Here is a 15,080-nt window from a genome sequence, read left to right as displayed (position 1 = left end):
CCTCACCAAACCATAAGACCGCTTCCGGCGCTATGCACACCATGGCGGAGAAAGCCGATAATCCAGGCCGCCAGGATGGCGGCGACAAAACCGTCCAGGCGGTCCATAAGCCCGCCATGGCCGGGAATTAAGTGACTGGAATCCTTGACACCGAAGCGCCGTTTCACGGCGGATTCGAACAGATCGCCCAATGCCGACACCACCGAGAGGATGGCGCTGACGAAAAGCAAGGGCGCCATCTTCCCGAGCCCACAAGCCGCGAACCCGACCGCAACCAGGAGGCTTGCGACAAAGCCGCCGATCGCGCCGGCCCAGGTTTTCTTCGGGCTGACGCGCGGCCAGAGCTTCGGCCCGCCGATGCTGCGGCCAGCGAAATAGCCGCCGATATCGGTCGCCCACACCACCAGCAGCACGAACATCAGCGCGGAGAAGCCGTTGACGAGATCCTTCCGCACCAGGATCGAGGCCAGCAGCGCCGCCGCGGCATAGGCAAATCCCGTCGCCGCCCAGACGAACTTGCCGCGCGCGATCAGCGTCACGATCGCGCCGCCGACGAGCCCAACGACGACTGAGGTCTTGAGCCCGCCAAAGGCGACGGCGGCGCCCATCATGGCGATCACGATCGTCCCTGCCCCCGTCAGCGCGGCGGAGCCTGCGCCGACCACCGTCAGCCATTCCGCGAACAGCCCGATCGAAACCAGGGTGACGAGCAGCGCCCACAGCCAGCCGCCGGCATAAGCGATCGCGATGGTCAGCGGCGCCAGCACCAGCGCTGCGAGGACTCGCATCACGAGATTGCTCGGGGCAGGCTTGGCGCCCACCGGTGCGGAATCCTGTTCGCTCACGAGGCGGTTTTCGCGACCAGGCCGCCGAAACGGCGCTCGCGCCTGGCGAATTCGGCGATCGCGCTTTCCAGCGCCGCCTTGTCGAAATCGGGCCAATGGATCGGCACGAAGACGAGCTCGCTATAGGCCGCCTGCCACATCAGGAAATTGGACAGGCGCTGCTCGCCGCTGGTGCGGATGATGAGATCGGGATCGGGAATGTCGGGCGCATCGAGATGCGCGCCGAGCGTCTCGGCGTCGATCGTGGCAGGGTCGCGCTTGCCTTCCGCAACCTCGCGGGCGAGCTTCTGCGCCGCTTTCGCGATCTCCTGCCGGGAGCCGTAGTTGAAGGCGACGACGAGCGTCAGGCGTGTGTTGTCGCGCGTCAGCTCCTCGGCCTCGTTCAAGAGCGAGCAGATGTCGCTCTCGAGCCCCTCGCGCTCGCCGATGATCCGGACCTTGACGCCGTCGCGATGCAGGCTCGCCAAATCGTTGCGGATGAAGCGGCGCAGCAGGCCGAACAGATCGCCAATCTCGCTCGCCGGGCGCGACCAGTTCTCCGACGAGAAGGAGAAGATGGTGAGATAGCGGATGCCGAGCTCGTGCGAGGCGCGCACCACGCGGCGCAGGGCTTCGACGCCGCGGCGATGCCCCTCGGCACGCGGCAGACCGCGCGCGGCCGCCCAACGCCCGTTGCCATCCATGATGATGGCGACATGCGCGGGCGCCTCGGACCGATCGGGTCCTTCCGTGACAGGCGCGGCGGCGTTGGACATCGGGGGCGGCCTTAAACGGTGAGGATTTCTTTTTCCTTGGCAGCCAGCAACTGGTCGATTTCGGCGATCGTGCCGTCGGTCGCCTTCTGCACCTCGTCGGCGTGACGCTTCTGGTCGTCTTCCGACATTTCGTGATTCTTCTCGAGCTTCTTGAGCACGTCGAGGCCGTCGCGGCGGACGTGGCGCGCGGCGACCTTGGCGGCTTCCGCATATTTATGCGCGACCTTCACCAATTCCTTGCGCCGCTCCTCGTTCAGCTCGGGGATACGCAGGCGCAGCACCTGGCCCTCGGTCGCGGGCGACAGGCCGAGATTGGAATCGACGATCGCCTTCTCCACCGCCTTGACCATCGACTTGTCCCAGACCTGCACCGAGATCAGGCGCGGCTCCGGCACGCTGACGGTGGCGAGCTGATTGAGCGGCATGTGGCTGCCATAAGCGTCGACCTGCACCGGATCGAGCATCGAGGCGGACGCACGCCCGGTCCGCAGGCCGCCAAGCTCGTGCTTGAGCGAGGCGACGGCGCCTTGCATGCGGCGCTTCACTTCGTTGAGGTCGAAATTACCCGTGGGCATCACGTTTCTCCTTCAAAATCCCGGCGACTGCTCCCGCGCCCTTCCCTTCCGGACGTGTCAGGGGAGCCTTCAGCCGGCGACGATGGTTCCGTGGCCGGCGCCGCGCAGAATCGCACCGATCGACCCCGGCTCCGCGATCGAGAATACGATGATAGGCAGCGACGTCTCGCGGGCAAGCGCGAAGGCGGTCGCATCCATCACCTTGTAGCCGCCCTCGATCGCCTGCGAATGGGTCAGCCGGTCAAACCGCGTGGCGGCAGGATCCTTCTTCGGATCGGCGGAGTAGACGCCGTCGACATTGGTTGCCTTCAGCACCGCCTGGGCGCCGATCTCGGCGGCGCGCAGCACCGCGGTCGTATCGGTGGTGAAGAACGGATTGCCGGTTCCGCCGCCGAGCAGCACGATGCGGCCCTCGGCGAGGTATTTGTGCGCCGCAGTGCGGGTGAACAGCTCGGAAATCTCGGGCATGACGAAGGCCGACAGCGTGCGCGCCGGCGCGCCCTTGCGCTCGATCGCCGCTTCCAGCGCGAGGCAGTTCATCATGGTGGCGAGCATGCCCATGGTGTCGCCGGTCGGGCGCGACACGCCGCGGGCGGAGACCTCGACGCCGCGCACGATATTGCCGCCGCCGATCACGACCGCAACCTCGCAACCGAGCTTGCGGGCCGCGATCAGATCGTCCGCAACCCGGTCGACGGTCGCCTGGTCGATGCCAAACCCCTGCTGTCCCGCGAGATATTCGCCGGACAGCTTGATCACGACGCGACGATAGACCGGATCAGTCATGTGCACTTTCCTTGCCCGGGCGCCGCTTCCGGCGGCACGCCGGAAGGAGGTGTTCCGGCGCTTACTTCTTGCCGCTGGCCGCGGCGACCTCGGCCGCGAAGTCGCTTTCCTGCTTCTCGATTCCCTCGCCGAGAGCATAGCGCACAAAGCCCGCGATCTTCACAGCGCCGCCGACCTTGCCCTCGGCTTCCTTCACGGCCTGCGCCACCGACTTGCCGGTGTCGTGGATGAAGGCCTGCTCGAGCAGGCAGACTTCCTTGTAGTAGGTCTTGAGGCCGGACTCGACGATCTTCTCGATCACGTTCTCGGGCTTGCCCTGCTGGCGATATTTGTCGGCGAGCACGTCCTTCTCGCGCTTGGTGACCGCCGGATCGAGGCCGGACGGATCGAGCGCCAGCGGGTTGGCGGCGGCAACATGCATCGCAATCTGGCGGCCCAGGGCCGCAAGCTCGTCGGCCTTGCCCGGCGATTCCAGCGCCACGATCACGCCCATCTTGCCGGCACCGTCGACGACGGCACCGTGGACGTAATGCGCGACGACGCCCTGGCTCACTTCGAGCAAAGCGGCACGGCGCAGCGTCATGTTCTCGCCGATGGTGGCGATCGCGTCGTTGATCGCGGCTTCGACCGTGACGTCACCGACCTTGGCGGCCTTGATCTTTTCGACATCGGCGCCGACGTCGAATGCGACCTGGGCGATCATCTTGACCAGGCCCTGGAACTGACCGTTGCGCGCGACGAAGTCGGTCTCGGAATTGACCTCGACCACGACACCCTTGTTGCCCTTGGTGAGCGCGCCGATCAGACCCTCGGCCGCAACGCGGCCCGACTTCTTGGCGGCCTTGGACAGGCCCTTCTTGCGCAGCCAATCCTGCGCCGCTTCCATGTTGCCGTCGTTTTCGGTCAGCGCGGCCTTGCAGTCCATCATGCCCGCGCCGGTCGACTCGCGCAGGTCCTTGACCATCGCAGCTGTGATCGTTGCCATCGTTGAAAATCCTTTGTGCCTGCCGGTTCGCCGCGGCGCGGCTTGATCGCCCCGCCGCGGTCCATCTCAGGGATTCGCGTCAATTGAAATGGTGGCCGGATCCACTCCGGCCAACCCATCGCTCTCTTTGACTTTATTCCGCTTCCGCGGTCAGCGCCTTGGCCTTGGCCACCCAGGCGTCCGCACGGCTCGGCAAACCGACTTCTTCGCCGATCTTGTGCGCGGTGTCGTGGTCGAGCTCGGCGAGCTGCCAATAGTGGAAGATGCCGAGGTCGTTGAACTTCTTCTCGATCGCGCCCGACACGCCCGGGAGCTTCTTGAGGTCGTCGGCGGTGCCGCGCGGGCCGGCAAGACCCTGGAAACCGCTCGACGAGGCCGCCGGCAGTTCTTCAGCGAGCGGACGGGCCGACGCGCCGACGTCGATGCCCGAATCGCCCTGGGCGCGGGAGATGCCGTCGATCGCAGCACGCGCGATCAAATCGCAATAGAGCGCGATCGCACGGCCGGCGTCGTCGTTGCCCGGCACCACATAGGTGATGCCCTTCGGGTCCGAATTGGTATCGACGATCGCCGCGACCGGGATGTTGAGGCGCTGGGCCTCCTGGATCGCGATGTCTTCCTTGTTGGTGTCGATCACGAAGATCAGGTCGGGCAGACCGCCCATGTCCTTGATGCCGCCGAGCGAGCGGTCGAGCTTGTCGCGCTCGCGCTGCAGCGTCAGGCGCTCCTTCTTGGTATAGGAGCTGGCATCGCCGCCCGACAGCACGTCGTCGAGGTGACGCAGGCGCTTGATCGAGGCAGAGATCGTCTTCCAGTTAGTCAGCGTGCCGCCGAGCCAGCGCGAATTCACGAAATACTGCGCGCAACGCTTGGCAGCGTCCGCGACGCCGTCCTGCGCCTGGCGCTTGGTGCCGACGAACAGGATGCGGCCGCCCTTGGCGACGGTGTCGCTGACCGCCTGCAAGGCGGTGTGCAGCATCGGCACGGTCTGCGCGAGGTCGACGATGTGAATGTTGTTTCGGGCGCCGAAAATGAACGGAGCCATTTTCGGATTCCAGCGGTGAGACTGGTGACCAAAGTGCACGCCAGCTTCAAGCAGCTGACGCATAGTGAAATCGGGTAGCGCCATCGTTCTAATTCTCCGGTTGGTTCCTCCGGAAACGTGTGAGCAAGACGGAGCGTTCTCGCCCCGGCTGCCACCGGACGGCCTTGTGAGCCATGTTTCCGTGTGAGATGGCGCGCTGTATAGCGCCATTTCGGCCAGAAGCAAGGAAATAAGGGCCTGATCCGGGCGGTTTTCGCCCGCTCAAGGCCCTCTTCCGTAAAGACCACGCAGATCGCCCAGCGCCCCGCTGGTACCGGGTTAGCACCTGGGCTGGTTCGGCGGGCACTTCTTTGCCGCCGCCGGCGGAGGCGCGGCAGGCCGCGGCGGAGGCGGCGCCGGGCGCGGCGGGGGCGCGACCGCCATCCGGGGCGGTGGCGAGGGTGCCGGCCGGGCGACCGGCGGTGGCGGCGCCGGCCGCGCCATGGCCGGCGGAGGCGCCGGCCGCGCTGCCGCCACGGGCGGAGCCACCCGTGCCGGTGGAGGCGAAGCGACACGCGGCGGAGGCGGTGGTGTCGGACGCGCGACGGCCGCAGGCGGCGGGGGTGTCGGTCTTGCCACGGCTTGCGGGTGCGGGGGTGGCGCGGACGGCCGGGTTGCCTGCGCCGGAGCAGCCGACGGCTGATTCTGCGGCCTGATCGGCTGGCGCGCGGCCGAAGGCGGCGGTGGGACCGGCCTCCCCGCGGCGCCAGGAGCGGAGCCCAGCGCAGCCGGCGGTGGCGTGCCAGCCGGCTCGCGGATGGCAGATTTGGCGCGGTCCGCGGGGGCGGTCCCGGGCGGTGCCTGCGCCACCGGCGGCTTCGGCGGTTGGCCGGGCGCAGCGACGGGGTTTGTCGTGTTGGGCGCAACAGTCACCGGGGCGGCCGCCGTTGGCGCATTGGGATGAACCGGCGCTGTCACGCCCGGAGTTGCAGTGGTCGGCGCTGCCGGATGGGTCGGCGGGCTCGTGGGAGCGGTCGCCGTCGGAGCGAGCCTGCTACCCGGTACACTCCCTGCCCCCGCGGGCGGCGTCGGCGGCCCGCCTTGGGCACCGGGAACCGGCAGCGAGTTGGCCTGTGGCAGCCTGGGCTGTGGCGCGACGGATGGCACTGCGGTCGGCGCGACGGCGGTCGGCGTGGCCGGAGGCGTCGCGGTCCTCGCCGTCGGCTGGATCGTCGCGCTCGGCGGCATCGGCGCCTTGCCCTGCTGAATCAGGGTAGCGCGCTGCGTGGCGGCCTGCGGCAGGGTCGGGCCCGCGGGACTGGCGCGACCGGCAATCGCCGGCGCGAGATTGGCCGGTCCGCTCCCTGCTCCCACGCCCGCGGCTGGTGCCGGCGGACGATTGATCACGGTGTTGATGACAGTCGCATTATGGATGTTCTGGTAGATGATGTTGTTCGGCGGCGGCGCGACATAGACCGGCGGCCGGACAAACACCGGGATCGGCACGAACACCGGTTGCGGCAGCACGAACAGGCCAACCACCGGCATCGGTGGCGGCAGCACGACGAAATCCGGCGGCGGCGGCGGCAAATAATAGACCGGTGGCGGCGGTGGCGGCGCGAAGCCGAAATCGGGATCGCTGAAATACAGCACCGGGCGATCGACATAGACCACCTCCTCCGGCGGCGGTGGCGGCACGTCGTAGTCGATCATCGCAAAGCTCGGCGGCGGCTCGACCGGCGCGGTGAGAATCGCAAGGCGGCGGCGCGCATCGCCCGCGTGCGGCCCGCGCGGATAGCGGCGCAGATACGACCAATAGGCCTCCGGCGTGTCGTTCCGGTAGGTGCGACGCCAGGTGATGGCTTCGCGGCGCGCCGCAACGATCGCCATCACGCGCTTTGCGAGGGGATCACCGGGATAGGCCGCGAGGAATTCCTCATAGGCCGCGAGCGTGTCGCGCTCGAGCGCGGCGGCATAGGCGTCCTGCACGCCGAGATCGCGGATCGGCTTGCTGCGGATGGCGGCGACCTGGTCGGGTGCGGCCTGCGGCGGCGGCGCGTCGGGCCCGCGCTCGAAGAACGAGAACGGCGCCGATATCTTCTGCTCGTTCCAGGGCACCTGCGCGCCCTTGCTGGCTTCGTTGACGCGCAGGCGGACGCGGTCGAACACCTCCGCCAGCGGCAGGCCGCCGGTGCGGATCATCTCTGCCAGCGACTGCGCATAGATGCCGTACGGCCCCGGCTCCTCCGGCGCGACGGTGCCGGGCGCCGCGTTGAACGCAATCAGCATGTTCGGGTCGGGCTCGACCAGCGCCAGACCGCTCGCGATCGGCTGACCGCCCTCGATGAAGGGCTGCGCGCGGGCAGCGTCGAGCACGACGATGTTGGCCTTGAGCGGAATGGCGGCGAGCTGGCGCGCATAGTCGCTGATGCGCAAGGCCTCAGTCGGAATGTCGGTGTCGCGGGTGATGTTGGAATCGACCGGGATGAAATAGTTCTCGCCGGCAATCTGCACGCCATAGCCAGCGAGATAGACCATCGCGACCGTCCCCGGCCCCGAGGCCTGGGCCTTCTGGATGAAGTCGCGAAAACTCTTCCGCAGCGTGTCGCCGTCGAGATCGCGCGCGCCGACGACGTCGAAGCCGGCCGCCTGCAGCGTCTGCGCGATCAGGCCGGCATCATTCGCCGTCGTCGCCAGCGGCGACTTGGCATAGGCGCCATTGCCGAGGACGAGCGCGATGCGCTTCTCCGGCTGCTGGGCGCGGGCCGCGTCCGGCGCGCCGGCGGCAAGGGCCATGATCGGCAGGAGAAGGCAGATGAAGACTTTGAACGTCCCGCGCATGGCTCTCTTGCCCGCTTTTGTTGTTGGCACCGCGCAACAGGCGCGCGGCCGGCTGAATGGCCGTTGAACGAAAGGCTCGGATTGAGGCGATGGCGTGGCTGGCCCGTCACCGGCGTCAGCCTGGCGTCAGTCTCGCCGCGACGGCCGTCTCGCCGCGGATCTCATTCGGCCAATTTCAGTTCGGCGACGGTGGTCCGCGCAGCCGCCTCATCGACGGGCGAGAAATCCACCGGCCCCTGATTCTTGTAGGCCGACGTCATCGCCAGGGTAAGTCCGTATCCGAGGAGCCCGGTGCTGGCGTTCGCGATCACAGCATTCTTGCGATCGCTGTTTCGGGCCAGATAGAAATAGGTTCGGCCGGACTGGACTGCGATGTCCTGATGCGTCTCGCCGGGAAAACCGGGCTCTGCCGCGAAAAACTGGTGCTGGCCGGCCGGCCGATCGACATAGAGGTAGGTGCCGGTCCTCAATCCCTTGAGCACAGTGCCATCCAACGCAAACTCCCAGCCTGCGTCGGCTACGCCACCGAACCCCTTCTCGCGAAACACCACGATGCGCGCCTGCCCCGCCTTCGGCGGTCCGATCCTCTGCATCGCGGTCGCGTAATCCAGTCCGCTCCGCTCTGTTTGACAGCCAACCAGCATTGCCGCCGCAATCAGCAGCACAGCCCCACGCAAAATCATCCACGCCCCCGCCTGTCCCGGCGTGAGGCTAGCGCAAGACAGCTTCTGATTGCAATACGCGCAGCATCGCTGCCCTATACCGAAGCCGTGCGACCGGCCTCTGCGGGAAAGAGGCGCGGCCACCCGGCATCCGATGCGCTCAGCCCTGGGTCTCAGCCCTGAGGCTCAGCTCAGGGCAAGCAACTCGACGACCCCCGTGCTCAGCCGATAGATACCGCCGACCACCTTGAGCTTGCCCTGCTCGACCGCTGCATTGAGGAGCGGGGCGGCCGATTTCAGCTTGGCAACGTTGTCGATGACGTTCTGGCGGATGGCGTTGTCGAGCGCGTTGCCGCTCTGCCCGGCCGCGGTCTTCACCGAGGGCGCGATCGCGGAGACCAGCGTCGGGATGTGCCCGGGCAGCGGCTTGTCGTCCTTCAGCGACTTGATGGTCGCATCGACGGCGCCGCAATTGTCGTGGCCGAGCACCAAGATCAGGGGCGTGCCGAGCACCGCGACGGTGTACTCCATGCTCGCGACCGTCTCGTCACCGGCAAAATTTCCGGCGACGCGGCACACGAACAGATCGCCGCGTCCGCTGTCGAAGGCATATTCGGGTGCGATGCGTGAATCGGCGCAGCTCAGGACGGCTGCGTAGGGATTCTGGCCGCCGACCAGAGCCTCGCGCTCATGTGTGAAGTCGTGTCGGCGCGACACACCCGAGACGTAGCGCGAATTGCCGTCCATCAGCCGCTTCAGCGCGGCATCGGGCGACAGCACGTTTTGCGGTTTCGGCGGCGCCTTCGCCTCCTTGGCCAATGCGGGCCCGCCAAACGCCGCCATCCCGAGCGCGGAGGCGGCGAAGAGCATCATCGAGCGGCGGGAGGGAGCCATCGATTCATGCAGATTTTCAGAGCATTTGTCACACATGGTTGTTCTTCCTTGGTTGCGCGCCGGGCCACAACTGATAGCTGTGCCCGGCACACTTCGAAACCATGCATGAGCTTGTTAGTTAAGCTTTGGTTTGCGGCAATGCGCGCAAGCGTCAGATCTGCTGCACGTCCACGACGCCCGCGACCGCCTTGATCGCGCCGGCGATCTGCGGCGAGACCTTGAAGCGGCCGGGAAGCTTCATCTCGACCTCGGTCTCGAGGTCGAGCATCATCACCAGCGAGACCTCACCGTCGCCGTTCGAACGCGGCGCGATGCCCGGACTGCCGATCTTCGGCGCCGCGCCGTTCAATGCCGCCATGTCGGGGCCGGCCAAACGCTTGGCGATCGACTCCAACGGCTTGGTGTCGCGCACGAAGATGCGCAGTCCCTTCTGCGTCTTGGCGGCGGCATCGTCGAGCGGCTCGGCATGTAGCACGCGGGCGCGGACGTCCTCGCCCTGCAACTCGGCGCCCAGTTGCAGCAGCACGGCGGCGCCCGGCTCCAGCACGTCGCGATATTGCGCAAGGCCCTCGGAGAACAGCACCGCCTCGAAATGGCCCGTGGGATCGGAGAGCCCCATGATGCCCATCTTGTTGCCGGTCTTGGTGCGCCGCTCCATGCGCGAGACCACGGTGGCCGCGACCTTGCCGGCGGTGGCGCCGGTCTTCACCGCGCGCGAGAATTCCGCCCAACTCTGCACCCGCAACCGCTTCAGCACGGTGGCGTAATCGTCGAGCGGATGGCCCGACAGGAAGAAGCCGACGGCGTCGTATTCGCGGCGGAGTTTTTCGGCCGGCAGCCACGGCTCGATCTGCGGCAGCATGATGGTCGGCGCATCTGCCGACATGCCGAACATGTCGTTCTGGCCGATGGTCTCGGCCTGATGCGCGCGCTGGCAGGCGGCGAGGATCGAATCCGCGCCGGCGAAGACGCGGGCGCGGTTCGGCTCCAGCGTGTCGAAGGCGCCGGCGGCGGCGAGACTTTCGATGATGCGCTTGTTGATCGCGCGCGGATTGACCCGTGCCGCGAAGTCGGCGAGCGAGGTGAACAATCCCCGCTTGGTGCGCTCCTCGATGATCTGCTCGATCGCCTGGATGCCGACGCCCTTGAGCGCTGCGAGCGCGTAGTAGATCGTCTTCTCGCCGACCTCGAATGTCGCGCCGGAGCGGTTGATGTTCGGCGGTTCGACCTTGATGCCGAGGCGCTGCGCCTCGGAGCGGAATTCGGAGAGCTTGTCGGTATTGTTGAGATCGAGCGTCATCGACGCCGCGATGAACTCGACCGGATAATGCGCCTTCATGTAGGCGGTGTGGTAGGACACCAGCGCATAGGCTGCCGCATGGCTCTTGTTGAAGCCGTAATCGGCGAACTTCGCCAGCAGCTCGAAGATGGTCTCGGCCTGCCCCTTCGGCACGCCGTTCTTCACCGCGCCCGCGACGAAGATGTCGCGCTGCTTGTCCATCTCGGCGCGGATCTTCTTGCCCATGGCGCGGCGCAAGAGGTCGGCGTCGCCGAGCGAATAGCCCGACATCACCTGCGCGATCTGCATCACCTGTTCCTGGTAGATGATGACGCCGAAGGTTTCCTTCAGGATCGGCTCCAGCACGGGATGCAGATATTCCGGCTCCTCGTCGCCGTGCTTGCGCGCGCAATAGGTCGGGATGTTCGCCATCGGGCCCGGGCGATAGAGCGCCACTAGCGCGATGATGTCCTCGAAACGGTCCGGGCGCATGTCGACCAGCGCGCGCCGCATGCCCTGGCTTTCAACCTGGAACACGCCGACCACCTCGCCGCGGGCCAGCATCTGGTAGCTCTCGGCATCGTCGATCGGCAGCGTGGCGAGATCGACATGGATGTCACGCGGCTTGAGCAGCTTGCAGGCGACGTCGAGCACGGTCAGCGTCTTCAGGCCGAGGAAGTCGAACTTGACGAGGCCGGCCGGCTCGACCCATTTCATGTTGAACTGGGTCACCGGCATGTCCGACTTCGGATCGCGGTACATCGGCACGAGTTCGCTCAAGGGGCGATCGCCGATTACGATGCCGGCCGCGTGCGTCGAGGCGTGGCGGGTCAGGCCTTCGAGGCGCTGGGCGATGTCGAAGGCGCGCGCCACGACCGGATCTTCGTCGCGGAACGCCTGCAGCTTCGGCTCGCTCTCGATCGCGGCCGCCAGCGTCACGGGCGCGGCCGGATTCTGCGGCACCAGCTTGGTCAGCTTGTCGACCTGGCCATAGGGCATCTGCAGCACGCGACCGACGTCGCGCAGCACGCCGCGCGCCTGCAGCGTACCGAAGGTGATGATCTGCGCGACCTGGTCGCGGCCGTAGCGCTCCTGAACGTACTTGATCACCTCGCCGCGGCGGTCCTGGCAGAAGTCGATGTCGAAGTCCGGCATCGAGACGCGTTCGGGATTGAGGAAGCGCTCGAACAGCAGGCCGAACTTGATCGGGTCGAGGTCGGTGATGGTCAGCGCCCACGCCACCAGCGAGCCCGCACCCGAGCCGCGGCCCGGCCCGACCGGAATGCCCTGGCTCTTCGCCCATTTGATGAAGTCGGACACGATCAGGAAGTAGCCCGCATATTTCATGCGCATGATGACGTCGAGCTCGAACGCCAGGCGCTTGTTGTAATCCTCCTCGGTCGTACCTTGCGACAGGCCGTGGACGCTGAGGCGCTTGGCGAGCCCCTCCTCCGCCTGGCGCTTCAACTCGGCGGCCTCGACCGAGGCTGCGTCCGAGCTCTGCGCGGCACCGACGGTGAAGAACGGCAGGATCGGCTTGCGCGTCATCGGGCGGAACGAGCAGCGCTCGGCGATCTCCACCGTCGAGGCCAGCGCCTCCGGAATATCGGCGAACAGCACCGCCATCTCGGCGCGGGTCTTGAAGCGATGATCGGGCGTGAGCTGCTCGCGTTCGGTCTCTGCGATCAGCCGGCCGCCGGCGATGCAGAGCAGCGCGTCATGCGCTTCGTAATCGTCCGTCGTCGCGAAATACGGCTCGTTGGACGCGACCAGCGGCAGGCCCTTGGCATAGGCGATGTCGATCAGGCCGCTTTCGACGCGCCGCTCCTTCTCGGTGTTGTGACGCTGCAATTCGACGTAGAGGCGATCGCCGAACAGGCCGGCCAGACGCTCGCAGCGCAAGGCCGCGAGCTCGGCATGACCGCCGGCCAGCGCCAGCGAGATCGGCCCGTCCGGTCCGCCCGTCAGGGCGATCAGGCCCTCGGTCTCGCCCTCGAGCCAGTCGAACTTGATGTGGCAGGCATGGGTGTCTGGCGTCTCCAGGAATGCGCGCGAATTCAGCCGCATCAGGCTGCGATAGCCGCGCTCCTGCGCTGCCAGCAGCACCACGCGCGACGGCCCCATCGCGTTGCGCGCATTCGGATCCTGATCGCCGAAATCGATCGCCAGCTCGCAGCCGACGATCGGCTGGATGCCGGAGCCCGCCATCTTGTCGGAGAACTCCAGCGCACCGAACATGTTGTCGGTGTCGGTGAGCGCCAGCGCCGGCTGGTGGTCTTTCTTCGCAAGCTCGGCGAGCTTGGCGATCTTGATCGAGCCCTTGAGCAGCGAATAGGCCGAGTGAACGTGAAGGTGGACAAATCCGGCGCTCGGCATGGTCGCGTGACGGCCTCTTGCAGATGGGGATGGAGCGGTCGCCGGCTCCCTGGGGCATCATGCACCCGCATCTGCCCTGTCCTGCCGACTCGCCTCGCAATGGTGAGGTGTCGCAGCTTCAGAGTCCACGCCGGAGCGGCCGATTGGCCACATCGTCCCTCTTTTCCCCAAGGCCGACCGGCGCCTCCCGCGTCAAGCCGGGGAATCAGAGCTGCGGTATGACCTGGGCCCAGATCGCGATCATCCCGACGAACAGCGTGATCGACGCCAGTGCGGCGGCTTCTTCGACGAAAACCCTGAACATGTCTCGCTCCCTTGCTAGAACGTATGAAGAACATTGTTCTCATTTCGTTCTCAGGAGTCAAGCGCGACGGACGATCCCCAAGGACAATGGTTAACTCGCTGAATTCACGCAATAAAAAAGCCCCGGCCAAGGCCGGGGCTTTCGACGACCGCCCGAAGGCGAGCGATCAGGATCAGTAACGGCCGAGCACCGGGCCGCCGAACTTGTAGTTCAGGCGGACGAGACCCATGTCGACGTCCTGCTTGATGCGGTCGGTACCCGCCAGGCCAGCGAACGTGACGTCCTTGTCCGACAGGAAGATGTGGTTGTACTCGACGCCAACCGACCAGTTCGGTGCGAAACCGTATTCGAGGCCGGCACCGACCGTACCGCCCCAACGGGTCTGGTCGTTCGACGACAGCAGCGCGCCCGAGGCGGTGCTGAACACATCGTACTTGACGCCGACCACAGCCGCACCGCCCTTGACGTAGAGCAGGACGTTGTTCCAGGCGTAGCCGACCTGACCGGTGATCAGACCGAACGAGTCGATCTTCGAGCGGTTGCGCGTTGCGAACAGCGCGCTGACATTGTCGCCCGAGAAGTCGGCCCAGTTGCCCTGGCCTTCCACGCCGAACACGAACTGGCCAGACTGCCAGCGATAGCCGATCTGGCCACCGACCGTGCCGCCGGTCGCATCGTGCGAACCTTCACGGCCGCCACCGACGAGATCCCAGGTCGAGTGCGCCGAACCGCCGCCGCCGTTGATGCCGATGTAGAAGCCGCTCCAGTCATAGATCGCGGCGACCATCGCAGGCGCCTTCGTGTAGGGCCGCGCTGCGAGGTCAGCAGCCAGCGCCGGCGCAGTCGCGCTCAGCGCGACAAGGCTCACAGCAGCAAGCAACAAATTCTTCTTCATTTGAGTCCCGTTCCAGTTTCGTCGTTAGGCCCCCTGGCCGTGCGCTGGTCATAACAGCGATCGACGGAATTGCTGTAACCTCGACGCCACAGTTCGCGCCAAAGGCCCGCGCTTCATTAATGAAGATTTATCAGAGCGCGTCCGAAACCCTTTGAAACAAGTGTTTTCTGTAGTTCCATTGTCGGCAACACGAGATAAATTGCATGCGCGCGTAACAACGTCGCGCGCACATTCGCGTGATGGAGAATTGAGATGCGAAGACGGACTACCCTCCCCATTGTCGCCACATTTTCGCTCGCTCTCGCCACATTTGCACTCGTGTCGAGCGCGAGCACACCCGCGCGCGCGTTCGGCACGCATCACGCGTTCTGCCTGACCGGCGATGAATGGCCGGGGCTCAGCAATTGCAGGTTCGACACCTACGCGCAGTGTCAGGCAAGCGCTTCGGGACGCGCCCTGACCTGCATCGCGAATCCATATTTCGCCGGACAGAGCGATGATCCCTACGCCTATCAAAATCGTCCGCGCGCACAGACGCCGGGCTATTCACCCGGCTACTACCTGCCGCGCTGAGATGCGCAGCTCCAGCCTCGCGCTCGTTGCAATCGGCCTGCTCCTCGCGGGCGGATCCGCATGCGCGCAGACCTATGACCCCAGCTATCCGGTCTGCATGCAGATCTACGGCCCCGTCGGCTATTTCGACTGCCGTTACGGCTCGCTCGCGCAGTGCAAATATCTCGCCGTCGGACGCTCGGCGAGTTGCGTGATGAACCCTTATTTCTCTGCGCGGAAGAAGTCGCCGGCCCCTCGCCGCTCCAGAGGCGCCGCTGGCGCCGGATGAGCCAAGCAGTTGCGCCGG

The 15,080-nt window shown here is 66.3% G+C and carries 13 protein-coding genes; 2 read left to right on the top strand and 11 right to left on the bottom strand.

The features are described from left to right. Positions 1–2: 2 nt before the first annotated feature. From XH83_RS16050 to XH83_RS16000, 11 genes are all read right to left on the bottom strand, one after another. Positions 3–845, bottom strand: a complete 843-nt coding sequence (locus XH83_RS16050) for a phosphatidate cytidylyltransferase (RefSeq protein ID WP_194407892.1) — start codon at positions 843–845, stop codon at positions 3–5. Next, positions 842–1,600 carry an isoprenyl transferase gene (locus tag XH83_RS16045; protein ID WP_194407891.1) on the bottom strand — a complete coding sequence of 253 codons (759 nt, stop codon included), beginning with the start codon at positions 1,598–1,600 and terminating at the stop codon, positions 842–844. The genes XH83_RS16050 and XH83_RS16045 overlap by 4 nt, the downstream gene beginning before the upstream one ends. Before the next feature lie 11 nt (positions 1,601–1,611). Next, on the bottom strand, positions 1,612–2,175 hold the full coding sequence (gene frr, locus XH83_RS16040) for a ribosome recycling factor (protein WP_100179729.1): 564 nt from the start codon (positions 2,173–2,175) through the stop codon (positions 1,612–1,614). Between the two features lie 69 nt (positions 2,176–2,244). After that, on the bottom strand, positions 2,245–2,961 hold the full coding sequence (gene pyrH, locus XH83_RS16035; RefSeq protein ID WP_194407890.1) for a UMP kinase: 717 nt from the start codon (positions 2,959–2,961) through the stop codon (positions 2,245–2,247). Between the two features lie 61 nt (positions 2,962–3,022). Beyond that, complete coding sequence (tsf, locus tag XH83_RS16030; protein WP_194407889.1) at positions 3,023–3,946, bottom strand: translation elongation factor Ts; 924 nt, start codon at positions 3,944–3,946, stop codon at positions 3,023–3,025. A gap of 133 nt (positions 3,947–4,079) precedes the next feature. Further along, the gene (locus XH83_RS16025) at positions 4,080–5,075 is read right to left on the bottom strand and encodes a 30S ribosomal protein S2 (protein WP_194407888.1); all 996 of its coding nucleotides are present in this window, start codon (positions 5,073–5,075) and stop codon (positions 4,080–4,082) included. A gap of 234 nt (positions 5,076–5,309) precedes the next feature. After that, a complete protein-coding gene (locus XH83_RS16020) occupies positions 5,310–7,811 on the bottom strand; it encodes a caspase domain-containing protein (protein ID WP_194407887.1) in 2,502 nt (833 codons plus the stop codon). Positions 7,812–7,972: 161 nt separating this feature from the next. Next, positions 7,973–8,494 carry a hypothetical protein gene (locus XH83_RS16015; protein ID WP_194407886.1) on the bottom strand — a complete coding sequence of 174 codons (522 nt, stop codon included), beginning with the start codon at positions 8,492–8,494 and terminating at the stop codon, positions 7,973–7,975. 165 nt (positions 8,495–8,659) lie between these two features. After that, positions 8,660–9,403 (bottom strand): carbonic anhydrase, encoded by a 744-nt coding sequence (locus tag XH83_RS16010; protein ID WP_194407885.1) that lies wholly within the window; start codon positions 9,401–9,403, stop codon positions 8,660–8,662. Positions 9,404–9,518: 115 nt separating this feature from the next. Beyond that, positions 9,519–13,022 carry a DNA polymerase III subunit alpha gene (gene dnaE / locus XH83_RS16005; RefSeq protein ID WP_194407884.1) on the bottom strand — a complete coding sequence of 1,168 codons (3,504 nt, stop codon included), beginning with the start codon at positions 13,020–13,022 and terminating at the stop codon, positions 9,519–9,521. A gap of 476 nt (positions 13,023–13,498) precedes the next feature. Next, the gene (locus XH83_RS16000; RefSeq protein WP_194407883.1) at positions 13,499–14,221 is read right to left on the bottom strand and encodes an outer membrane protein; all 723 of its coding nucleotides are present in this window, start codon (positions 14,219–14,221) and stop codon (positions 13,499–13,501) included. A gap of 252 nt (positions 14,222–14,473) precedes the next feature. Here XH83_RS16000 and XH83_RS15995 point away from each other — a divergent pair, with 252 nt between their 5' ends. Beyond that, positions 14,474–14,794, top strand: a complete 321-nt coding sequence (locus XH83_RS15995; protein WP_194407882.1) for a DUF3551 domain-containing protein — start codon at positions 14,474–14,476, stop codon at positions 14,792–14,794. A gap of 1 nt (position 14,795) precedes the next feature. Next, positions 14,796–15,062 carry a DUF3551 domain-containing protein gene (locus tag XH83_RS15990; protein WP_194407881.1) on the top strand — a complete coding sequence of 89 codons (267 nt, stop codon included), beginning with the start codon at positions 14,796–14,798 and terminating at the stop codon, positions 15,060–15,062. Positions 15,063–15,080 lie beyond the last annotated feature (18 nt).

Source organism: Bradyrhizobium sp. CCBAU 53351, assembly GCF_015291745.1.
Taxonomy (GTDB): domain Bacteria; phylum Pseudomonadota; class Alphaproteobacteria; order Rhizobiales; family Xanthobacteraceae; genus Bradyrhizobium.
The sequence above is the reverse complement of the archived record's forward strand: the minus strand, read 5'-3'. Positions and strand labels throughout refer to the sequence as shown.